The sequence below is a fragment of the Spirillospora sp. CA-294931 genome, assembly GCF_050946795.1.
Classification (GTDB): domain Bacteria; phylum Actinomycetota; class Actinomycetes; order Streptosporangiales; family Streptosporangiaceae; genus Spirillospora.
The window spans coordinates 3,842,429-3,863,858 of the sequence record NZ_CP192006.1 but is presented as its reverse complement, the minus strand read 5'-3'; the positions used below and the strand labels follow the sequence as shown (position 1 = coordinate 3,863,858).

22 protein-coding genes and 1 pseudogene are annotated in these 21,430 nt (G+C 73.6%); 11 read left to right on the top strand and 12 right to left on the bottom strand.

The genetic code is table 11. The features are described from left to right. Positions 1-5: 5 nt before the first annotated feature. A pseudogene (locus ACQPY4_RS17205) lies at positions 6-221 on the bottom strand (thiamine pyrophosphate-dependent enzyme); the annotation flags it as partial. Positions 222-286: 65 nt separating this feature from the next. Here ACQPY4_RS17205 and ACQPY4_RS17200 point away from each other — a divergent pair. Next, positions 287-784, top strand: coding sequence for a DUF2975 domain-containing protein (locus ACQPY4_RS17200; RefSeq protein WP_433337471.1), 498 nt, complete (start codon positions 287-289; stop codon positions 782-784). After that, positions 784-996, top strand: a complete 213-nt coding sequence (locus tag ACQPY4_RS17195) for a helix-turn-helix domain-containing protein (protein WP_433337469.1) — start codon at positions 784-786, stop codon at positions 994-996. Before ACQPY4_RS17200 ends, ACQPY4_RS17195 begins: the two co-directional genes overlap by 1 nt. Positions 997-1,054: 58 nt before the next feature. Here the strand turns inward: ACQPY4_RS17195 and ACQPY4_RS17190 are convergent, their stop codons facing one another. The 3 genes from ACQPY4_RS17190 to ACQPY4_RS17180 all read right to left on the bottom strand — a co-directional run bounded on the left by ACQPY4_RS17190 (position 1,055) and on the right by ACQPY4_RS17180 (position 3,943). Continuing rightward, on the bottom strand, positions 1,055-2,500 hold the full coding sequence (locus tag ACQPY4_RS17190) for a pyridoxal phosphate-dependent decarboxylase family protein (RefSeq protein WP_433337467.1): 1,446 nt from the start codon (positions 2,498-2,500) through the stop codon (positions 1,055-1,057). Then, entirely contained in the window at positions 2,497-2,865 is a 369-nt protein-coding gene (locus tag ACQPY4_RS17185; protein ID WP_433337465.1) for an NIPSNAP family protein, read from the bottom strand. Before ACQPY4_RS17185 ends, ACQPY4_RS17190 begins: the two co-directional genes overlap by 4 nt. Positions 2,866-2,977: 112 nt before the next feature. Further along, complete coding sequence (locus tag ACQPY4_RS17180) at positions 2,978-3,943, bottom strand: helix-turn-helix domain-containing protein (RefSeq protein ID WP_433337463.1); 966 nt, start codon at positions 3,941-3,943, stop codon at positions 2,978-2,980. Between the two features lie 83 nt (positions 3,944-4,026). Between ACQPY4_RS17180 and ACQPY4_RS17175 the strand changes: the two genes are divergently transcribed. From ACQPY4_RS17175 to ACQPY4_RS17150, 6 genes are all read left to right on the top strand, one after another. Next, positions 4,027-4,704 carry a LuxR C-terminal-related transcriptional regulator gene (locus tag ACQPY4_RS17175; RefSeq protein WP_433337461.1) on the top strand — a complete coding sequence of 226 codons (678 nt, stop codon included), beginning with the start codon at positions 4,027-4,029 and terminating at the stop codon, positions 4,702-4,704. A 117-nt stretch (positions 4,705-4,821) separates the two neighbouring features. Next, positions 4,822-5,988, top strand: a complete 1,167-nt coding sequence (locus tag ACQPY4_RS17170) for a hypothetical protein (RefSeq protein ID WP_433337459.1) — start codon at positions 4,822-4,824, stop codon at positions 5,986-5,988. Positions 5,989-6,525: 537 nt separating this feature from the next. Beyond that, positions 6,526-7,281 carry an IclR family transcriptional regulator gene (locus ACQPY4_RS17165; RefSeq protein WP_433337457.1) on the top strand — a complete coding sequence of 252 codons (756 nt, stop codon included), beginning with the start codon at positions 6,526-6,528 and terminating at the stop codon, positions 7,279-7,281. 108 nt (positions 7,282-7,389) lie between these two features. Then, on the top strand, positions 7,390-8,088 hold the full coding sequence (locus ACQPY4_RS17160) for a hypothetical protein (RefSeq protein ID WP_433337455.1): 699 nt from the start codon (positions 7,390-7,392) through the stop codon (positions 8,086-8,088). A 50-nt stretch (positions 8,089-8,138) separates the two neighbouring features. Further along, a complete protein-coding gene (locus ACQPY4_RS17155) occupies positions 8,139-8,789 on the top strand; it encodes a hypothetical protein (RefSeq protein WP_433337453.1) in 651 nt (216 codons plus the stop codon). 3 nt (positions 8,790-8,792) lie between these two features. Then, complete coding sequence (locus ACQPY4_RS17150) at positions 8,793-10,964, top strand: WD40 repeat domain-containing serine/threonine protein kinase (protein WP_433337451.1); 2,172 nt, start codon at positions 8,793-8,795, stop codon at positions 10,962-10,964. On the opposite strand, the gene ACQPY4_RS17145 is transcribed toward ACQPY4_RS17150, so the two are convergent. Together ACQPY4_RS17145 and ACQPY4_RS17140 are read right to left on the bottom strand one after the other, a co-directional pair. Further along, complete coding sequence (locus tag ACQPY4_RS17145; protein WP_433337449.1) at positions 10,945-11,823, bottom strand: SDR family oxidoreductase; 879 nt, start codon at positions 11,821-11,823, stop codon at positions 10,945-10,947. The genes ACQPY4_RS17150 and ACQPY4_RS17145 overlap by 20 nt on opposite strands. A 17-nt stretch (positions 11,824-11,840) precedes the next feature. After that, positions 11,841-13,091 carry an MFS transporter gene (locus ACQPY4_RS17140; protein WP_433337447.1) on the bottom strand — a complete coding sequence of 417 codons (1,251 nt, stop codon included), beginning with the start codon at positions 13,089-13,091 and terminating at the stop codon, positions 11,841-11,843. A 79-nt stretch (positions 13,092-13,170) separates the two neighbouring features. Between ACQPY4_RS17140 and ACQPY4_RS17135 the strand changes: the two genes are divergently transcribed. Further along, positions 13,171-14,049 (top strand): LysR family transcriptional regulator, encoded by an 879-nt coding sequence (locus tag ACQPY4_RS17135; RefSeq protein WP_433337445.1) that lies wholly within the window; start codon positions 13,171-13,173, stop codon positions 14,047-14,049. A gap of 8 nt (positions 14,050-14,057) precedes the next feature. Here the strand turns inward: ACQPY4_RS17135 and ACQPY4_RS17130 are convergent, their stop codons facing one another. From ACQPY4_RS17130 to ACQPY4_RS17105, 6 genes are all read right to left on the bottom strand, one after another. Continuing rightward, a complete protein-coding gene (locus ACQPY4_RS17130) occupies positions 14,058-14,702 on the bottom strand; it encodes an ABC transporter ATP-binding protein (RefSeq protein WP_433337443.1) in 645 nt (214 codons plus the stop codon). A 7-nt stretch (positions 14,703-14,709) separates the two neighbouring features. After that, positions 14,710-15,660 carry an ABC transporter ATP-binding protein gene (locus ACQPY4_RS17125; RefSeq protein ID WP_433337441.1) on the bottom strand — a complete coding sequence of 317 codons (951 nt, stop codon included), beginning with the start codon at positions 15,658-15,660 and terminating at the stop codon, positions 14,710-14,712. Beyond that, positions 15,657-16,568, bottom strand: a complete 912-nt coding sequence (locus ACQPY4_RS17120) for an ABC transporter permease (protein ID WP_433337439.1) — start codon at positions 16,566-16,568, stop codon at positions 15,657-15,659. The genes ACQPY4_RS17125 and ACQPY4_RS17120 overlap by 4 nt, the downstream gene beginning before the upstream one ends. Positions 16,569-16,572: 4 nt before the next feature. Beyond that, positions 16,573-17,601 carry an ABC transporter permease gene (locus tag ACQPY4_RS17115; protein ID WP_433337437.1) on the bottom strand — a complete coding sequence of 343 codons (1,029 nt, stop codon included), beginning with the start codon at positions 17,599-17,601 and terminating at the stop codon, positions 16,573-16,575. Beyond that, a complete protein-coding gene (locus tag ACQPY4_RS17110; RefSeq protein ID WP_433337435.1) occupies positions 17,571-19,136 on the bottom strand; it encodes an ABC transporter substrate-binding protein in 1,566 nt (521 codons plus the stop codon). Before ACQPY4_RS17110 ends, ACQPY4_RS17115 begins: the two co-directional genes overlap by 31 nt. Before the next feature lie 71 nt (positions 19,137-19,207). After that, the gene (locus tag ACQPY4_RS17105) at positions 19,208-20,020 is read right to left on the bottom strand and encodes an alpha/beta fold hydrolase (protein ID WP_433337433.1); all 813 of its coding nucleotides are present in this window, start codon (positions 20,018-20,020) and stop codon (positions 19,208-19,210) included. 70 nt (positions 20,021-20,090) lie between these two features. Between ACQPY4_RS17105 and ACQPY4_RS17100 the strand changes: the two genes are divergently transcribed. Together ACQPY4_RS17100 and ACQPY4_RS17095 are read left to right on the top strand one after the other, a co-directional pair. Next, positions 20,091-20,687, top strand: coding sequence for a TetR/AcrR family transcriptional regulator (locus ACQPY4_RS17100; protein ID WP_433337431.1), 597 nt, complete (start codon positions 20,091-20,093; stop codon positions 20,685-20,687). A 43-nt stretch (positions 20,688-20,730) separates the two neighbouring features. After that, positions 20,731-21,423, top strand: a complete 693-nt coding sequence (locus tag ACQPY4_RS17095; protein ID WP_433337429.1) for a hypothetical protein — start codon at positions 20,731-20,733, stop codon at positions 21,421-21,423. Positions 21,424-21,430 lie beyond the last annotated feature (7 nt).

The following is a 21,430-nucleotide window of genomic DNA, read 5'->3' as shown; positions in this document are numbered from 1 at the left end:
GGCGCGGTCGGGGCGACGGCGTGCACGGCGTCGGCGTCGTTGCCGTCCACCGTGATCGGCTCCAGCCCGTAGGCGGCGGCGCGGTCGGCGGCGGGACGGGCGACGGCGGTCACGTCCGCGATCGCCGTGTACTCCATGTAGAGGTTGTTCTCGCACACGAACACGACGGGGAGCCTCCACATCGCCGCCAGGTTGAGCGGCCCACGAGAACGACTGGGCATTGCCAATGGCTATCGAATGTCGATAGATTTGTATCGTGATTCGATGGGAGGACGGGTGATGCGCGATGGGTAATCTGACCGTGCTGGCGCTGCGGGGTGTGCTGGTGATGCTGCTCGCCGGGTCGTTGTTCGTCCAGACGGTGATGGTGCGGCTGCTGGCGATCGACCTGGAGGAGCTGGGCGGCGATCTGGCCTATCCCCCGGCCCCCTACCTGGTCGTCGTGGTCCTGGGGATCGCGTCCTGCCAGGTGATCCTGGTCTGCGTGTGGCGCCTGGTGACGATGGTCCGGCGCGGGACGGTGTTCTCCGACGGCGCGTTCCGGTACGTGCACATCGTCATCGGCGCGATCGTGGCGGGCGCCGCCCTGGTGTTCGCGCTCGGGGTCCTGCTGGCGCCGGGCGAGGCCGTCGCGCCGGGCATCGTCCTGCTGCTGGGCGGGGTCGGGGTGGCGGTGCTGGGGGTCGCGCTCCTGGTGCTCGTGCTGCGGATGCTGCTCGCCCAGGCCGTCGCGCGCGAACTCGAGGCGGCGCGGATGCGGGCCGAGCTCGACGAGGTGATCTGATGCCCATCGTGGTCGACATCGACGTGATGCTGGCCAAGCGCAAGCTGTCGGTGGGCGAGCTCGCCGAGCGCGTCGGGATCACCCCCGCCAACCTGGCGGTCCTGAAGAACGGCCGCGCCAAGGCGGTGCGGTTCACCACGCTCGCCGCGCTCTGCGAGGTGCTGGAGTGCCAGCCGGGCGACCTGCTGAGGTGGGAGGCGGAGGACGAGTGAGGCCCCCGCCTTTCGCAGGTCCTGCACCTGCCAAGACGGGGGCTCGACGCCGGGTGGCTCAGCCCTGGAAGGCGGGGTCCGGCGGGCCGAGGACGGCGAGCAGCGTCCGGAGGTCGGATTCGGTGGTGGCGAAGTTGGTGACGCACGCCCTGAGGGAGGGGCGTCCGGCCAGGCGGGTGGCGGAGATCCAGGACCGGCCGCTCGCGGTGACCCGGTCGGCGACCCCGCGCACGTGCTCCGCGGCCTTGTCGGGATGAGCGTCCGGCACGTCGGTGAAGCAGACCAGCGGGAGCGGGGTGGCGTTGGTGATGGTCCAACCCGCGGCGGCGAGCCGTTCGCGCAGCTCCTCCCCCAGCGCGGTCTGGTGTTCGATCATCTCCGCGTAGCCGGTGCGTCCGGCGGTGGCCAGGGTCATGAACAGCTTCAGGCCGATGGCCCGGCGGGACCACTGGGCCGTGGTCGTGTACGGGTCCTCGGCGTCGGGCGTGTCCGGCGGCATGTACGCGGTGGCCACCCGGAAGGTGTCGCGGAGCGCGCCGAGGTGCCGGGTCAGGAGGGTGCCCGCGCCCATCGGCATGGCGAGCCATTTGTGGGCGTCCAGCGTGACCGAGTCGGCCCGCTCGATGCCGTCCAGCACGGGCCGCAGCCGGTCCGAGAGCGCGACGGCGCCCGCCCAGGCCGCGTCGACATGGAACCAGAGGTCCTCCGCGGCGGCCAGCGCCGCGAGCTCGGGCAGCGGGTCGAGGGTGCCCGCGCTGGTGGTTCCGGAGGTGCCCACCAGCAGGAACGGCAGATGGCCGTCGCGACGGTCGCGGCGGATCAGCTCGGCGGCGGCGCGGTGGTCCATCCGCAGGTCGGGCAGGACCGGGACGAGCCGGACGGCGTCGCGCCCCAGCCCGCACATGTGGGCGATCTTGAGCCAGGCCAGATGGCTCTCCGCGCTGGCGTAGAACACCGGCCTGCCGGACAGGCCCCGGACGCCGTCCTCGGCCAGGCGCGGGAACGCCCGGGTGAGGGCGAGCAGCGTCCCGGTGAGGTTGGCCTCGGCGCCGCCCGAGGTGAAGTGGCCGGTGGACTCCTCGCCGGACCAGCCCAGCCGCTCCCCGAGGAAGCGCAGCACATGGCGCTCGATCTCGACGGCGGCGGGCGCGTGCGACCACGCCGCGAGCTGCGGGTTGAACGCCGCCGTCAGGGACTCGCCGAGGACGCCCATCAGCGCGGGGTTGGGATTGAACAGGCCGAAGTAGCCGGGATGCGTGGTGTGGACGGTCCAGCGGCGCAGCATCGCCGCCGTCTCGGTCAGCACCGCGTCCGGCTCCAGCGGCGCGGCGAAGTCGTAGCCGCTCAGATGGCGGCGCAGTTCCCCCGGGGTGACGTCAGGAGTCGCCGGCAGGTCGCCGACCCCGTCGATGTGTCCCTGGATCAGGCTGGAGAGCAGGTCGAACAGCCTCGCGCGGTCGGCGGGATCGGCTTGGAACGCTCCCGGCGTCGTCCGGCCGGTCATGGCACCAGCCTGGCGTCCTCGTCGCGGCAGGCGACCCGGTCCGACGTCAGGACGACGGTGTGGTGGTCGCCCTGGATGAGCGCGACCACGCCGTCGCGGTGCTCCAGGCGCCACGCGTCGCTGCCGTAGAAGGCGGCCTCGCGCGCGGCGCGCTCGTCCAGCGAGGCGAAGGAGCGGATGAGGTAGTAGCCCTCCCCCGGCTCGTCCGGCTCGTCGACCAGCGAGGGCCCGCAGTCGACGACGGTGATGCCGTGCTCGCGCATGAGCGGGACGGCGAACTCGCGGAACAGAGCGTCGAACCGGTCTCTGGTGCCCGCGTGGAGCCGGTAGGTCCGGATCTCCAGGACCGCGTTCTCGGATGCCATGATCGTGTGCCTTCCCTCGTGGTGTTCCGTCCACGGTGGGGCATCCGGCCGCCGGGCACATCCTCCGCGACGGCGAAGGTGCCGCATACCTTTGGTTGTAGGCGGGCCGTCGTCAGCGCCCGCGGAAGGCACGCCGGTAGGCGGTGGGCGTCACCCCGAGGCTGTGGGCGAAGTGCCGGCGCAGGTTGGCCGCCGAGCCCAGGCCGCTGCGCTCGCCGACCCGGTCGACGGGCAGATCGGTCGTCTCCAGCAGCGCCCGCGCGCGCAGCAGGCGCTGGTCGAGCAGCCAGCGCATCGGGGTCATGCCCATGGCCGCGCCGAAGCGCCGGACGAACGTCCGCGCGCTCAGGCCCGCGTGCCCGGCCAGGTCGCGCACGGTCAGCGGCTGGTCGAGCCGGGCGGCGGCCCACTCCAGGGTCGGGCCCAGGCTGTCGACGTCGGTCTGGGGCACCGGCAGGTCGACGTACTGGGCCTGCCCGCCCGGGCGGTGCGCGGGCATCACCATGCGGCGGGCCACCTGGTTGGCGACCTGGGCGCCCAGATCGCGGCGGAGCAGGTGCAGGCACAGGTCGACGCCCGCGGCGCAGCCCGCGCTGGTGAGCACGTCGCCGTCGTCGACGTAGAGCACATCGGCGTCGACCTTGACCTGCGGATGCCGCTTGGCCAGCGCGTCGGCGTACAGCCAGTGGGCCGCGGTCCGCCGTCCGTCCAGCAGCCCGGCGGCGGCCAGCACGAAGGCGCCGCTGCACAGCGAGACCATCCGCGCCCCGGCGTCGGACGCCCGGCGGACCGCCTCGACGAGGTCGGGCCGCATCGCGGCGCCGGAGCGCACCTGGGAATCGGAGATCGCCGGAACGATCACGGTGTCCGCGCCGGCCAGATCGCCGAGGTCGTACCCGGTGTCGACCAGGAAGCCCGACTCGGTCCGGGTGGCCCCCGGACGGGCGGCGCACAGCCGCATCTCGTACCACGGGTCGGCCAGCTCGGGCCGCGCGGTGCCGAACACCTCGCAGGCGATGCCCAGCTCGAAGATCGGCATGTCGTCCACGACCGCCACCGCGACCGAACCGGTTCCCATACCGCCACTGTATGGCAGAAAGCGTGCGAACCCCGGCAGTTCTGCCACTCGCCGGCCCTGACCAGCGATGACACGGTGGACGCGTGACGACCAAAGTCCTGATCGCCGACGGTGAACCGCTGGTCCGCACCGGGCTGCGCCATCATCTCCAGGCCGAACCCGACCTCGACGTCGCCGAGGCGGCGGGCGGCGACCAGGCGGTGGCCGCCTCCCGGCTGCTGCGCCCGGACGTCGTGCTGATCGACCTGGGAGCGTCCCCGGACGCGAACGTGTCCGTCATCGGCAGGCTCGCCCGCCTGCCGGAGGACGGTCGTCCCGCCGTCATCGCGCTGGCCGCCACCGACGACGCCGAGCACCTGTACGCGGCCCTGCGCGCGGGAGCCGTCGGCTACGTCCTCAAGAGCAGCGACCCCGACCTGTTCACCCAGTCCGTGCGGCATGTCGCGAGCGGCCGGGGGTTCATCGACCCGCACATCACCCGCCGACTGATCCACCGCTTCGCCGAACTCTCCCCCGGCCCGGCCCCCGCGCCCGCACCGCACGTCCTCACGCCCCGCGAACGCGAAGTGCTCTGCCATCTCGCCCGGGGAATGGCCAACCGCGCCATCGCCCGGGACCTCGGCATCAGCGAGGGCACCGTGAAGCTGCACGTCAACCGCATTCTCGGCAAGCTCCTGGTCAGCTCGCGCGTCCAGGCCACGATCTACGCCCACCGCCACGGCCTCACCTCGGCGGACTGGGGCGTGCCCTGCCCTAAGTGATCAGGGGTCGGATCACAAGAGGTAATGCGTACACATTGATTTATGGCTCAAAAGGCCCCGGGGAATTGGGGGAATCTGACATTGATCTTGCCGGGGCCGGTTGCGAGTCTCGTGGCCATGCGCATACGAGGCAGGGTCGCAGGCGGCTTGCTGGCGGTGATGACCGGGGCGGTGCTGGTGCCGGTCGTCGCCACCGGGGTTCGAGCGGAGGTCTGTCAGCACCGGACAGGGGTCAGCCATGACGGCGGGCTCTTCGGAAAGAGGTTCACCGAGGACGCGGTCTGCGGAAACCGGTCCGGAGCGCCGCTCTACGCCCGGGCTTCGACGGGATCGGGCCGGTCCGCGGTCCTGGAGACCACCGAGAGCTGGTTCCTGTGCTGGACGCGCGGCGAGCGGCACGCCGGGGGCAACGACGTCTGGTACTACACCCAAGGAGATCGCGTGGTCGGCGATCCGTCCCGGCGCGGGTTCGGGTTCGTCCCCGCCTCCGAACTGAACACCGAGAACGATCCCGGCGACTCGCGGCTGGCCCAGTGCCCGCCGATCCCGACCGCCATGACGGCCTCCTTCATGACCTACGACCGCCGCACGGGCGCCGTCACCGCGAGCCGCGAGCGCGAGCGCTACCGGTCGGCGTCGCTGGTGAAGATCCTGATCGCGCTCGACTACCTGTACACCGGCGGCGGGAACGTCCCGCCCGCCGATCTCGCGCTGCTCCAGCCGATGCTGCGCGCCAGCGACGACGCGGCCGCCAGCACGCTGTGGTCGCGCGGCGGGTCGACGCGGATCGTCGAGCGGATGGTGGCGCGGATCGGGCTGCGCGACACCGCGCCGCCGGAGCGTCCCGGCATGTGGGGCTACACCGCGATCAGCGCGGCGGACACCGTCAGCGTGTACCGCTATCTGCTGGAGAAGGCCGACCCCAGGTACCGCGACTTCATCATGGGCAACCTGCACCAGGCCCAGGAGTGCGCCGCCGACGGCTGGAACCAGTTCTTCGGCATCCCCCGCGCCGTGCCCAGGCCCTGGGCCGTGAAGCAGGGGTGGTCGGGCTTCCACAACATCCCGCCCGGAGGCAGCTGCGCACCGTCGACCGGGCGGACGGCCGAGCTCGACGGCATCGACCTCACCAGCGGGGCGCTGCACTCCAGCGGCACCGTCTGCGAGGGCGACCGAAAGATCATCGTGGTGCTGACCCTGCACCCCGTCGGCGTTCCCTCGACCGACGCGGCGGCCAGGCTCACCGCGCTGACCAAGGAGGTCCACGCCGCCTCCCCCTGCTGAGAACCGCCGTGGACTTCGTCCCCCGAGTCATCCGATTCGGGGGACGAATCCGTTTCACCGACGATCATGGCACCGGGCACCGAGAAAGCGGGCTAATGATCAATGCGTCCATTCGGGCGGGCCAATGCGAGGACCGTCAGCCGGGCGCGGCCGTGGCCGGGGCCGGCCGGAGCCCGAACCGCTCGCCCGCCAGCAGGAAGAACGCGTGGCCCAGGGCGCGTGGGCGTGGGCCCGAACGATCTTTGGCTGCAATTTGCGCAAAGGCGCGAGCGAACACCAAGAAAGACCGTCAACGACACAAAACAACTGTGTGAAAGCGCCGGTTTTGAGTTAAACTCCTGCGAGACAGGCCGAGCCCCCCGCTCGACCTGGCGCGCTCGTCACGGCGATCGGTTCGCCGTCCACGTCCCGCTGGGCCCCCCTGCCCGGTGAGACAGCGGTGGGCGGTGGAGCCGGGAGACCGTGAGACGCGCATGAAAGGCATGTGAGACACCCCGCGGAAAGGCTGATGACAGCGATGGTCCACGGGGGTGGAAGATGCCGATTGACGGGACGACGGACAGCACGCGCGGACGCGGGGTCCTCGAAGGAGCCTTCGGGCTGCTCGAGGCCGTCGAGCGGTCGGGCAGCGCGGGGCTGACGGCGCTGGCGGCCGCCAGCGGGCTGCCGAAGGCGACGGCGCACCGACTGCTCGAGCAACTCGTGCAGTTGGGTGCCCTGGAGCGCGCCGGGGCGGCCTACCGGATCGGCCCGCGCCTGTTCCAGCTCGGCCAGGAATGGCAGCCGCATCCCGGGTTGCGCGGAGCCGCCCGTGAGCCGATGCGCGGCCTGGCCACGGCCACGGGCGCGTCGGTGGGCATCACCGTCCTGGCCCAGGGGCGCGCGCTCATCGCCGGGGCGGTGGCGGGCGACCTCGACGCCGTGGTCCCGTTGCGTCCCGGCTCGTCCTTCTCCTGGACGACGGCCGCGGGCAAGGTGCTCGTCGCGGGCTCGACGGCCGCCGCGCCACTGCACTCCGCGCCGTCCGGGTGGGCGCGCCAGGCCGCCGCGATCCGCGACCGGGGCGTCGCGATCGACATGGAGGAGGTCGTGCCGGGGGTCTGCTGCATCGCGGTGCCCGTCCGGGGCTCGGGCGGCAAGACGGTCGCCGCGGTCTGCGCGCTCGTCGAGCCGACGCAGCGCCTGCGCCCGATGACCGACGCCCTCAGCCGCACCGCGAGCCACATCAGCGCCCGCCTCCACCCCCGGCACCCGGCCACCCATGTCCGTTCCCACCGCCGCGCGACGGGCTGAACCCGAGGCCCGGCGCGATCCGTCCGTGAGATCCCGGTAGCCTCGGGGCGGCTCTGTCTCCTGGAGGTGCCCGCCCATCGACACCGCCGTCTCTGTGAGGGGTTCGCGATGGTGATACCCGGATGGTCGTCGAAGCGGCGTGCGGCCGTCGTCGCCGTTCTGGTGCCGCTCTGGCCGGTGACCGCGTGCTCGGGCTCGGGCACGCCGAGCGCGGGGGGAACCGGAGACGGCCCTCGCCCCTCGGTGAGCGGCTCGCCCACCGGCGGGACGCCGGAGCAGGGTTGGCAGCGCAATCGGGCGTGCAAGGGATCGACCGACTTCAGCACCCAGGCCGCGGCGTACCGCAGGAACGGCCTCAACCTGTTCGTCGAGGACTGGTTCAACGGCGCCTACCACGGGCCGGCCACCGTCACCGCCTACCCTCGCGAGGACGACGCGCTCACCGCGCAGACGCTGCTGCCGGACGGCTGGAGGCCCGGGCCCCGCGAGGGCTACAAGTCGACCGCGGCGGCGCTGGTGCTGTGCCACACCGCCACGGCGACCGGGAAGCGGCGCATCGCGACCTGCAAGTTCACCGTGCTCGGCGGCGCGGGGCCGAGCACCATTCCGGTCGTTCCGGCGACGCATCACTTCGAGGTGTACGAGTCCAGGACCGGCCGGTTCGTCACCACCTTCGACGTCAAGGGCACGACGCTGGTGTGCCCGGACCGGGCGCACCAGGTCAGCAGCGCCGACGTGATCGCGTACGGGCCGTCCTCATCGGCCCTGGCCGCCAAGCTCCGGCCGCTGCGCGAGGGCAGGTTCTAGCCGTGCGGCCCGGATTGACAAACAAAGCTGTTCTTTAAAGGCTGCTCCCCATGGCCAAACGGTATGAGGGCATCACGGCGCTGCCCTACCGGCCGATCAGGCTGGACACCACGGGACTCCAGGCGACCGACCGCGACGGCTGGGTCGACCCGAAGACGGGCATGATCGTGTCGCTGACGGAGGACGGCCGGGCGCTCACCGAGCCCTACTGGCTGGACGACCTCGACCAGGCGCGCCACAAGCTGGCGTGCGACTACGGCGAGGCCGGGTGCCTCATCGAGGCCGACCCCATCTCGGTCGGCGGGACGATGGGGATGGTCCAGCTGTTCAAGGTGCCCGACGCGCAGCGCGAGCGCGGGCTGATCTTCAGCGCGACGATCTTCGTGGCCAAGACGACCGAGACCGTCCGGATGCAGTTCATCGCCCGCGAGGGCGGCATCACCGGGGCCCGCGAGGCGGTCGTCGCGGTGAAGCTGCAGAACTTCGGCCAGCGCGACAAGCACCCCTACGCCCCCGAGTTCCACAGCCGCCTGCCCTACCTGCGCAGCGACGACGAGGCGTGGGACGAGCTCTTCCCCGAGCATCCGCTGAGCCTGCTGCGCGCCCAGATCAAGCACACCGCGCGGACGGCCAGGGTCGACCCGGGGTTCGCCGCGCTGCCGCAGTTCCGGGGGACGACCCGGGCCCAGGGACGCCGCTGACCCGTGCGCTACGAGGCCGGCCAGGCCCCGCCGGTGTGGCGGGTCGGCGACGTCATCGACGGCAGGTACGAGGTCGGGCACGTCCACGACAGCGGCGGGATGGGCCTGGTCTACCGGGTCAGGCAGCTGGAGTGGGGAACCGATCTGGCGGTCAAGTCGCCCCGGCCCGAGCTGATCCGCGACGAGGCCGACCGCCGCCGGTTCGTCGCCGAGGCCGAGGCGTGGGTGGCGTTGGGACTGCATCCCAACGTCTGCGCCTGCGAGTACGTCCGGACGCTCGGCGGGATCCCGCGCGTGTTCGCCGAGTACGTCCACGGCGGGAGCCTGCACGACCTCATCGCCGGGCGTGCGCTGTACCGAGGCGACCCGGAGCGGGTGCTCGCCCGCGTCCTCGACCTGGCGATCCAGACCGCGTGGGGCCTGGAGCATTCGCACGCCAAGGGGCTGGTGCACCAGGACGTGAAGCCCCACAACGTGCTGGTCGACCGCGACGGCACCGCCAAGGTCACCGACTTCGGCCTCGCGCGGGCGGGCACCGCCGGGCCGGGCACCACCCTGGCCGCGGCCGGGTCCGGCGCCAGCGTGCTGGTGACGTCCGGCGGGCTGACTCGCGCGTACGCCTCGCCGGAGCAGCTCGCCGGTGAACGGCTGGGCCGCCGCACCGACGTGTTCAGCTTCGCGGTGTCGGTGCTGGAGATGTTCACCGGCGGGGTGAGCTGGATGTTCGGGCCCGCCGCCGCCGAGGCGCTGGAGCTGTGGCGCGAGGAGGGGCCGGACGAACCGGGGCTGCCCGCGCTGCCGCGCGTCGTGGCCCGGCTGCTCGGCCGCTGCCTGCGCGAGGACCCGGCCGCGCGGCCCGCCTCGATGGCCGAGGTCGCCGACGAGCTGACCGGGATCTACGCGGCGCTGACCGGCGTCGCCTACCCCAGGACGCGGCCGGTGGCGTCCGACCTGCGGGCCGACGAGCACAACAACCGGGCGCTGTCGCTGCTCGACCTCGGCCGTCCGGCCGACGCGGAGGCCGAGCTCACCGCCGCGCTGCGGGCCGACCCGGGGCACCTGGAGGCGGCCTACAACGCCGGGCTGATCCGGTGGCGGCGCGGCGAGATCTCCGACGAGGACCTCGTCGCCGCGATCGAGCGGGCGGGATCGGGAGAGCGCGCGGGCGCCGCCGGGCCGCTGCTGGCCCAGGTGCATCTGGAGCGCGGCGACCGGACGTCCGCGCTCGCGCTCCTGGACCGGGCCGGGCCGGACGACCCCGAGGCCGCGGCGCTGCTCGACCTGCTGGGCTCCGGCCGGATCGCCGACGCGAACTGCGTTTCCGTGCGGCGTCCGCCCTGGGACCGCAGGCCCTCGCCCTCGGCGGCGGGCGGGCCTTCGGTGGACGACGTCGTCCTCGTCCCCGGCGCGAACCTGGTGGTGGCGGGGGACGAGGACGGCCTCGTCCGGGTCTGGGACCTGGACACGGGCGCGGTCCGCCCGAACCTCGACCGGCTCGACGGGGACCTGCGCACGATCGCGGTCGGCGGCGGCCGGTACGCCGTCTCCCGGGGCCCGCGCGCGGCACGGTTCTGGGATCTGGGCACCGGCCGCTGCCTGCGCGTCTTCACGCCGCCCGACGACGATCCCGACCCGGGCGACCCGAACTTCCGGTGGCGCGGGGACGTGCGCAGGCGCCGCGGCCAGGACGTCGTCTCGGTCCACATCGACGCCGCGGGCGCCCTGCCCCTGGCCGTGGACGGAGCCGGGCGGATCTGGGACCTGCGGACCGGACGGCTGCGGATGAGCCTGCATCCCAGGCGCGACTCCGCCTATGTGGTGCTGAACGCGACCGCGCGGCGGATGCTGTCGGGCGGCGCGGGCGACGGATGCCGCCTGTGGGACCTGGACTCCGGCGAGTGCCTGCGCGTCCTTCCGGGCGAGTTCAGCCCGCTGATCTCGGGAGCGATCAGCGACGACGGCCGGCTCGCGCTCATCCGCACGCTGAGCGACCAGGTGGGGGTGTGGGATCTCGGCACCGGGACGCGCGTGCGGCTCCTGCCCCGCGCCTCCCTGCGGGGCAGGACGGCGCCGTTCACCTCCGGCGCCCGCCGCGTCCTCACCGGCCACGAGGGCGCCGTCCGGCTCTGGGACCTCGACTGGGACCTGGCGGCTCTCAGTCCCCGGACGGGGTGAAGGCCGCGGCGTGGTCGCGGGCGAAGTCGGCGATGCCGCGCGGCGGGCGCCCGAGGAGGTCGGCGACCGTGCGGGTGGTGAAGTCGCCCCAGCCGGAGTCGTAGGCCCGCGCGTACTCCTCCAGCATGTCGATGATCCAGGCTGGGACGCCGTAGCCGAGCAGCGTCTTGCGCTTGGCGTCGTCGCTGACCGGTACATGGGTGACGGGCCTGCCGAGCACGCGGCCCAGCTGGTCGGCGACCTCGTCGAAGGTCAGCGAGCGCGGGCCGGTCAGGGTGTAGGTCTCGCCGTGGTGGCGGCCGGGGTCGTCCAGCAGCACGCGGGCGGCGCATTCGGCGATGTCGCGGGCGTCGATCATCCCGATCCGCGCGGAGCCCATGTTCAGCGAGAACGCGCCGGTGGACGCGATGTCGCCCGCCTCGTTGAGCAGGTTCTGCATGAACCAGTGGGGGCGCAGGATCGTCCAGCGCATCCCGCAGTGTTCGGCCTCCCGGTCGGAGAGCGCGTGCAGCCGGCCGCTGCGGTTCGGCGCGTCGTGGGCGGCGCCGACGACCGACAGCCGCACGACGCGCTCCACGCCCGCCCGGCGCGCGGCCCACATGGCGTTCATGCCGTGCTCCGGGGCGCGCGGGCCGTTCGGCGTGAGCAGCCAGACATCCTGGACGCCCTCGAACGCGGGCGGCAGCGACCGGGCGTCGTCGAGGTCCCCGACGACGACCTCGGCGCCCCGCTTGTGGAGGCCGGTCGCCGTGGCCGCGTCGCGGACGAGGGCGCGGAGGTGCGGCCCGGTGCCGTCCAGCGCGTCCATCAGCGCGCTGGACACGGTTCCGGTGGCTCCGGTGATCAGTACGGTGCGCATGCTTCGGTTCCCTGGAGTCAGTGGGCGGAGGTGGCCGGGGTCCGGTCGGCGGCCGGGGTATTCGAGGGCCTTCCGGCCGTCCGGTGGACGGAGACGCGCTCCAGAACCCACAGGACGAAGGTCCCGGCGGAGAAGACGGCGCCCAGCACGCACACGCCGGTCCAGCCCGCGTGCGCCCAGACCACCGAGGTCAGCGCGGAGCCCACCGCGCCGCCGACGAAGAACGAGGTCATGAAGGCGGAGTTGATCCGGTTGCGGGCCTCGGGCCGCAGCGCGTAGACGACGTTCTGGTTGCTGTTGAGCACCGCCTGGTGCGCCAGGTCCAGCGCGATCACGCCGACCAGCAGCCAGGCCAGGGAGCGCGATCCGGCGGCGACGGCGAGCCAGGAGACGACCAGCAGCAGCGTCCCCGCGCCGGTGATGATCTGGACGTGCCCGCGATCGGCGAGCCGTCCCGCCACCATGGCGGTCAGCGCGCCCGCGACGCCGACCAGCCCGAACAGGCCGATGGCCGACTCCGACCAGCCGTAGGGCGGCCGCACCAGCAGCAGGGTCAGCGCCGTCCACAGCACGCTGAACGAGGCCAGGCTCAGGGCGGCGATGCCCGCCCGCCACCGCAGCAGCGGCTCGTGCCGGAGCATCGCCACCGTCGAGCGCAGCAGGCCCGGGTAGGACATGCGCCGTCCCTCGCCGCCGAGCCGGGGCAGGAAGACGCGCAGCGCGACGGCCATCAGCGCCATCAGGACCGCGTTCACCCAGTAGACCGTCCGCCAGCCGCCCAGCTCCGACAGCGCGCCGGACGCGGTGCGCGCCAGCAGCAGGCCCATCATCAGCCCGGTCATCACGGTGCCGACCACCTTGCCGCGCTCGGCCGGGGCGGCCAGCGTCGCCGCGAACGGGACCACGACCTGCGCTCCGACCGAGGTCAGCGCGGTCAGCGCCGTCCCGGCCAGCAGCATCGTGCCGTTGACCGCGGTGGCCGAGACCAGCAGGAACAGCGCGGTCGCCGCGTAGAGGGCCACGGCCAGCCGCCGCCGCTCCACCAGGTCGCCGAGCGGCACCAGCAGGATCAGGCCCAGCGCGTACCCGGCCTGCGCGGCCGTCACCAGCAGCGCCGCCAGCGCGGGGCTGAGCCCGAGTTCCCGGCCGATCAGGTCGAGCAGCGGCTGGGCGAAGTAGTTGCCCGCGACGGCCAGGCCGGTCGCCACCGACATGAGCAGGAGCAGACCTTGCGGAAGGCCGCCGTCCCGGGGGTGTCTCGTCGTCATGCGTCCAGCCTGGGCGATAAGCGATCAATGAGTCCAACACATGTTTGTCATCGCAGCGATCGTGCATCACGATTGATCTGTGGAACTCCAGCAGATGCGTTACGTCGTCGCCGTCGCCGAGACGAGCAACTTCACCCGTGCCGCCGAGCAGTGCCGGGTCGTCCAGTCCGCGCTGAGCCATCAGATCGCCCGGCTGGAACGCGAGCTGGGCGCCAAGCTGTTCGAACGCACCAGCCGCCGCGTCCGGCTGACCCCGGCGGGCGAGGCGTTCCTGCCCGCGGCCCGCCAGGCCCTGGACGCCGCCGAGCGGGCCCGGGCCGAGGTGGCGGCCGCCGCCGGGGAGATCCGCGGCCGGCTCGCCATCGGCGCGATCCCCACGGTCGGCGCGATCGACCTGCCCACCGCGCTGAAGGAGTTCCATCTGCGGCACCGCAAGGTCCACATCAGCCTGCGCTCGGGCGCGAGCGAGGAGCTGGTCGAGCGGGTCCGGCAGGGCACCCTGGACGTCGCCTTCCTCGGGCTGCCCCTGGGCCAGCGGCCCAAGGGGGTCCGGGGCACCGAGCTGGCGCACGGTGAACTGGTCGCCGTGGTGGCGCCCGGCCACCCGCTGGCGGGCATGGACCGGGTGGACCTGCGCCGCCTGGCGGACGAACCGTTCGTCGACTTCCCCGCGGGCTCGGCCGGACGGATCCAGTCGGACGACGCGTTCGCGGCGGCCGGGGTGCGGCGCGAGGTCGCCTTCGAGGTGTCGGCGCCCGACTTCATGGCCCACCTGATCCGGCAGGGCCTCGGGATCGGAATGCTGCCCGCGGCCTTCGTGCCCGCCCTCCCCGACCTGCCCACCGTCCGGGTCAGCGACGCCCCCGCCCGGGTGGAGCACCTGGTCTGGAGCCGCTTTCAGCCCTCCCCCGCCGCCGCGGCCTTCCTCGCGGCGCTCGGCGTCTCACCGAACACGTGATCCCGGGCTCAGTGCTTGGCGAAGCTCAGCTCGTCCCACTGGAGGGTCTCGTCGCAGACCGCGTCCAGCAGCGCCGGGTCGTGGCTGACCATCAGGGCGGCCCGCTGATTCTCCTTGACCTGGGTGCCGATCAGCTGGAGGAGGGTGGCCGCGCTGGAGGCGTCCAGCATGGCGGTCATCTCGTCGCAGAGCAGGTAGCGGGGGTCGGCGCCCAGGGTGCGGGCCAGGCACGCGCGCTGGAGCTGGCCGTCGCTCACCTCGTGGGGCTTGCGGCCCAGCAGGTCCGGGGTGAGGCCGACCAGGTCGGCCAGCCGGTCGGCGTCCGCGTCCGGCGGGGCGTGGGCCGCGATGATCCGCCCCAGGGTGTGGCGGGGGTCGGCGGCGGCCCGCGGGTGCTGGAAGAGGACGCCGACGCGGCGGCGCTGCTCGGCGGGGGCGGCGTAGCGGACGTGCCGGACGGTCTCGCCGTCCAGGCTCAGCCGACCGGCGCGCGGGCGGTGCAGCAGCGCCAGCACGCGGATGAGCGTGGACTTCCCGCAGCCGCTGGGGCCCTGGACGCCGATGACGCGGCCCGGTTCCAGGGTGAGGGAGACGCCGTTCAGGACGTCGGGTCCGCGCCGGTAACCGGCGACCAGGTCGGTGGCGCTCAGCATGGCGGTCTCACTTCGCCTCGGGTCGTGCGCAGGCCAGGGCGCGGCCGTCCGGCAGGTCCACCAGCGCCGGGTCGTCGTGGCAGGTGTCGCGCCGGGGGCAGCGGGGCCGGAAGGCGCAGCCGGACGGCAGGTCGGACAGGTTGGGCGGGTGGCCCGGCAGGGGTCGCAGGCCGCGCGCGGGCGTGGCGGCGAGCAGGCCCTGGGTGTAGGGGTGCCACGGGTCGCCGAAGACGTCGGCGGCCGGCCCCTGTTCGACGATCCTGGAGGCGTACATGACCGCGACGTCGGTGGCGGCGCGTTCGGCGGCGGCGATGTCGTGGGTGATGAGCAGGACCGCGCGGCCGTCGTCGGCCAGGTCGCGCAGGGCGTCCACGGTCCGGTCGACCAGCGGGCGGTCCAGACCGGAGGTGGGCTCGTCGGCGAGGATGACGTCGGGGTCGGCGGACAGCGCGAAGGCCAGCACCGCGCGCTGCGCCATCCCGCCGGACAGCTCGTGCGGGTAGCGATCCAGGGCCAGCGGGTCCAGACCGACGCGCTCGGCGAGGCGGTCGCACTCGCCGCGCCGGTCGGCCAGGTCGGGACGCAACTCGCGCAGCGTCTCGGCCAGCTGGCTCCGGACCGTCCGGACGGGCGTCAGGGCGGTGGCGGCCGACTGCGGGACGAGCGCGACGCGGCGTCCGCGCACCCGGCCGGCGAGCACCCGCTCGGGCGCCGTGGTGAGCTCCAGCGGCTCGGCGCCGGTGTGCAGCCAGACGCCGCCGCGGATCTCGGCGTTGCCGGGCAGCAGCCCGAGCAGGGCCGACGCCAGGACGCTCTTGCCGCAGCCGCTCTCGCCGACCAGGACGAGCAGCCGCCCGGGCCGCAGCTCGAACGACACGTCGGTGACGGCCTGGACGACGGAGTCGCGCAGCCGGAACCGGACCGACAGGTCGCGGGTGCTCAGCAGCGGCCCGGTCACAGGGCCAGCTCCGAGCGCCGCTGGGGGACGATCCGGTCGCGCCACCAGCCCGCCAGGCCCGCCACCGCCAGCGTGGCCGCGACCAGCACGCCGACGGGGGCGGCGATCGTCCACCAGGCGCCGAGCAGGACGTCGTCGCGGCTGTCGGCGACCATGGTGCCCAGGCTGGGCAGGTGCGGCGGCAGGCCGAGGCCGAGGAAGCTCAGCGCGGTCTCGTGCCAGACCGCGTGCGGCAGCAGCAGCACCGCCGCCAGCGCCGACTGCGGCGCGACCGCGGGCAGCAGGTGACGGGTGAGCACGGTGAGCCGGGAGGCGCCGCCCGAGATCGCCGCGTCGATGTAGGGGCGCGAGCGCAGCGACAGCACCTCGGCCCGGACGATGCGGGCCACGGTCGTCCAGTGGGTCAGGGAGATGGAGGCGATGACCGCGACCAGCGACCCCCGGTACAGCGCCACGATGAGGATGCCCAGCAGGAGGTGGGGGACGGCGTTGACCCCGTCCACCAGCCGCATGACGATCGCGTCCACGATGCCGCCCGCGGCTCCCGAGGCGGCGCCGACCAGGGTGCCGATCACCGTCGCGACCAGGGCGCAGGTGACGGCGACGATCAGCGACACGCGGGCGCCCTCGGCCGTGCGGGTCAGGATGTCGCGCCCGGCGTCGTCGGTGCCGAACGGGTGGCCGAGCCCGGGCGCCTGCCGGACGGCGTCGTAGTCGACCGTGCCCGACGCCCCGTCCCCGGTCAGCATCGGCAGCAGCACGATGGCGCCGATCAGCGGCACCAGCACGGCCGCCGCGGCCACCACGCGCACCCGGGCGGACGCGGCGGCGCGGGGCCGGGCCGGGCCGCCCGGACGCCGACGGCCCGCGGGCCGCCACTTCTCCAGCGGGGATGTCTGGTCTTTCATGGCCTCATCCATCGGCGGACGCTCTCGGGTCGATGAGCAGGACGGCCAGGTCGGCGCACAGGTTCCCGGCCAGGACGGCGGTGGTCGCCAGCAGGGTCAGGGCGACCAGCAGCGGGAAGTCGACGTTCAGCCCGGCCTTGACCATGGCCCCGGCCACGCCGGGCCAGGAGAACACCTCCTCGACCAGCACCACCCCGGTGACCAGTTCGGGGAGCCGGGTGCCGACGGTGGTGACGAACGGCAGCAGCGCCACCGGCAGGCCGTGGCGCACCACGACGGTGCGTTCGGGCAGGCCGCGCGAGCGCGCCGAGGTCACGTGGTCGTCGGCGAGACCGACCAGCAGCTGCTGCCGCAGGGTCAGGATCAGCCAGGGCAGCTGCGCGATCGCCAGGACCAGCGCGGGCAGGGCCAGGTGGCGCACGGTGGAGGCCGCCCCGGTGCCGCCCGCGGCGTCGCTGACTCCCCCGGCGGGCAGCAGCGGCATCGCGACCGCGAAGACCGCGATCGCGCCCAGGCCGAGCAGGAAGGTCGGCACGCCCTCCAGGGCGTGCGCGAGGGACACGGTGAGCCGGTCGATCCAGCCGCCCTGCCGCCAGGCCGAGACGACGCCGAGCGCCAGCGCGATGAGCACCGCCAGGGTCAGGCCGGTGCCCGCCAGCAGCAGCGTCCAGGGCAGCCGCTCGGCCACCACGTCCGCCACCGGCTGGCCGAAGCTGCGGCTGGTGCCCCAGTCTCCGCCGAGCACGCCGCCCAGCCAGTCGCCGTACTGGTGCCAGACCGAGTCGTCCAGCCCGAGCTCGGCGCGGGTGCGCGCGACGTCGGCCTCGGCCGCGGTGAAGATCCGCGTGCCGTAGTACTGGTAGACGGGGTCGAACGGCGAGGCCGCGCCGAGCAGGAAGACCACGCCCGACACCACCAGCAGCAGCGGGACCGCCACCAGCAGGCGCCGGAGCAGCACGCGCCCGGCCAGCCGCAGCCGCCCGTCGCGGGGAGCGGGCCGCCTCACCGAGACGACCACTTCTCGAGGTTCCACCACGGCCCCCACGACAGGACGCCGTGCACGTGCGGGTCGACGACCGGTTCGTAGGCCGCCTGCTCTCCGCGCACCACGTAGGTGTGCTCCAGGAAGACCAGGAACACCCACGGCGGGTTCTCGATCAGCCGTCGTTGCACGGCCCGGTACGCCCGCGCCCGGGCGGCCGGGTCGGTGGCGCGGCGGCCCTTGTCCAGCTCGGCGTCCACGGTGGCGTCGCGGTAGGAGCCCGGGTTGTTGAAGCCGTCCTCGGCCTGCGAGGAGTGCAGCAGCCCGTAGGCCACCAGGTCGGGGTCCAGCGGGGTGCCGCCTCCCATGACCAGGGCGTCCCGGGCCATGCGCGGCTCGATCGCGTCCCAGCCCAGCCCGACCAGGTCCACCTTCACGCCGACCTTGCCCGCGTCGGAGGCGAATCCCCCGGCCAGCGCCTTGCGGACGGTGTCCTCGGCCGGGTACATGAGCGTGAACCGCGCGGGCTTGCCGTCGCGCGCCCGCGTCCCGCCGCCGCCGGACCGCCAGCCCGCCGCGTCCAGGACGCGCCCGGCCTCGGCGGGGTCGTGCCGCAGGACCGCGCCCGGGTCGGCGAACTCGCCCAGCACTTGCGGGACGGGCCCGAAGGCGGGCTTGCCGCGCCCGGCCAGCAGCGCGCGGATCATCCCGGCCCGGTCGACCGCCAGGTTCAGCGCTTTGCGGATCGCCGGGTCGCCGGTCACCGGATGCTTCTGCGGCAGCATCACGCCGCGGTAGTCGGCGGTGTCGTGGCCGCGCACGGTCATCCCGTCCGCGCCCTTGAAGGTGCCGGCCAGCGCGGGCGGCAGCACCGTGCCGTCGAAGTCGCCGCGCCGCATCCGCTGCGCCCGGGTGTTGTCGTCGGGGACGAACAGCACCGTGACCCGCTTGACCCGCGGGCTGCCGCCCCAGTACCGCTCGTTGGCGGTCAGCACCAGCCGCTCGCCGCGCCGCCACTCGGCGAACCGGTAGGGCCCGGTGCCTACGGGACGGCCGTTGAACGGCGACGAGGCGACCTTGCCGCCGGTCAGCGCCTCGGACGGGACGATGCCCAGCACCAGTTTGTGCGCGAACGGCGCATACGGGTGCCGAAGCCGGAACTCCACGGCGTCGGGACCGGTCTGGCGGACGCTCTCCAGCATCCGGTAGGACGAGGCCACCGGGGACGCCGCCTTGGGATCGAGCAGCGTCCGGTAGGTCGCGACCACGTCCTCGGGCCCGAACGACGACCCGTCGTGGAAGCTCACGCCGCCGCGCAGCCGCGCCGTCCAGGTCATGCCGTCCTTGGACGGCACGGGCACGGCCGAGGCCAGCGCCGGCCGCGGCCGCCGCTGCGCGTCGTGCGTCACGAGCCCGTCGAAGAGCTTGCCCTTGCCGTCCTCGGCGAACCCCATCAGGGGGTGCAGCGACTCGTCCTCGAAGGGGTCGGCGAGGACGAGACCGCCGTCACCCGACCGGCTGTCGGGTGCGGCGCACGCCGCCACCGACATCGTCCCCACCGTGGCCATGGCCACGACAAACCTCAACAAACCACGCGAAGCGCCACTCACGCGAGGACGCTAACGCGCCCCTCACCTCTCTTGCAAGTCACATGCAACTACGCCTCATTGGCAACTGCGGTGCCGAGGAAGTCGCGCACGACCCGCGCGAAGCCCGCCGGGTCGTCGTCGTGGACCCAGTGACCGCACCCCGGGAACTCGCGCAGCGTGGTGCCCGGACGCCGCGCCGCCATCTCCCTGGCCATCGCCGTCGGCAGGACGAAGCTGTCCAGGCCGTGCACCAGCAGGGCCGGGCAGGACGAGGCGAGCCAGTCGGGCCACCAGTCGCCGATCAGCGCCCGCTGCGAGGCCACCATGGCGTCGTGGTCGAACAGGAACCCCCAGCCGTCGGGGTGTTCCACGGCGCTCTCCAGGAAGTACCCGGCGTCGGGAACGCCCCTGCTCTCGACCTGGCGGCGCAGGTCGGCCAGGGTGGCGGCGCGGCGCGGCCAGGCCCGCACGTCCAGGACCGGGTGGGGCACCTCCGGGCTCCGGTTGAGCGCGCCCGCCTCCTCGACGACCAGCGCGCCGACCAGGTCCGGATGCCGGCCGGCGAGCCGGAAGGCGACCACCCCGCCCATCGAGTGACCGAGGACGACCACCGGCCCGAGACCGAGGCGGCGCACGAACGCTGCGGCGTCGGCCAGATAGGCGTCCGGGGAGAAGTCTCCGTCGTCGTCGCTGTGCCCGTGGCCGCGCTGCTCCAGGGCGATCACGCGGTACCGGGGCGCCAGCGCGGCGGCCAGCGCGGCGAACGCCCTGGCCCTGCCGAAGTGGCCGTGCAGCGCCAGGACGGGCACGCCGTCGCCGCCGGAGTCGGTGTAGGCCAGGTCAAGCCCGCGCACCCGCGTCGTGGATTCATGGATCATCATGGCGGCGCAGATTAGCATAACGACCGTCATGTGAATAAGGTGGACCGCAGCCGACCCCGGGAGAACCGACGTGGCCCGACCTCGCGACCCGCAGCGCCGGGCCGACCTGCTCGACGCGATCGTCGAGTACCTGGCCGAGCACGGGATCGCCGGGCTCTCCCTGCGTCCCCTGGCCAAGGCCCTCGGGCACAGCACCTACGTGCTCACCCACCACTTCGCCACCAAGGACGAGCTGGTCACCGCCGTGCTCGGCCACCTCGACCAGGTGCAGCGCGGCCGCCTGAACGCCCTGTCCGACGGGACGGGCCGCGCCGGTCTGACGGGCCGCCCCGGCTTGGGCGAGATCATCCGCGCGTCCTGGGAATGGCACCTGGCCGAGGACCTTCGGCTGGTCCGGCTCCTGCACGAGATCGAGGGGCTGGCGGCGGCCGGGCGCCTCTCCGGCCCCTACGTCCCGAAGATGCTCAGCGACCGGGCCGACTTCGTCGCCGGGGTCCTGCGCGCCCACGGCGTCCCCGCCGATGCCGCCCACCGCCGCGCCACCCTGCTCAACGCCGCCTACGCGGGCCTGCAGACCGACTACCTGACCACCGGCGACCGGGAGCGGGCCGAGGCGGCCCTCGACGACCTCGTCGCCCTGGCCGAGAGCTGGACGCGGCCGCGCTGAAAACGCGCCACAATGCTCGCGCGGCAACGTTGAGGAGGACGTCATGAGCCCCAAGTGCGCGCGGTGCGACAGGACGCTGGTGCCCATCGCCTATGGGCTTCCGGGGCCCGAGCTGCACGAGGCCGCGCAACGCGGCGAGGTCCATCTCGGCGGCTGCATGCCGATGGCCGAGGAATGGTGGTGCGGTGCCTGCCGGGCCTACGTCGACCCCGACGCCGCGACGGCGCCCGACGCGTCCGTCGAGGAGTTCCAGCTGTACCTGGTGTCGGCGCTGCGCTCGGTGGGGCCCGGCGGACCCGAGACGTCCCTGCCCGCCCCCTACAACGATCAGCGCGCGCAGGTGGCGGCGAAAGCGAAGCTGGAGGCGTGGCTCGACCGGGGCCTGCCGAAGGTCGGCGAGCTGTCGGCGGTCCTGGGGAGCCCGCTCCCCATTCCGGGCAATGTCTTCTGGTTCGGCCTCCCGCTCTGGCCCGACCTGTGGTTCGCGGTCACGGCGGACGACGCCAGGTTCGTCACCGACCGGCGCTTCGTCCGCAGGGAGGCGCGGCCGATGCGATCGCTGGCCGAACTCCGTCCCTGGAACGTGCTGCTCCCCGAGGCCGAGGCGTTCCTCGGCCCCCCGATCGAGAAACTCGACCGGGGCGGCCGGGAGAACCGAACCTTCCGGAGATACCGCCACGGCGACGAACGCGTCGACGCCTACTTCGTCTACGACCTCCTGGTGAGCCTCGGCTGACCGGGCA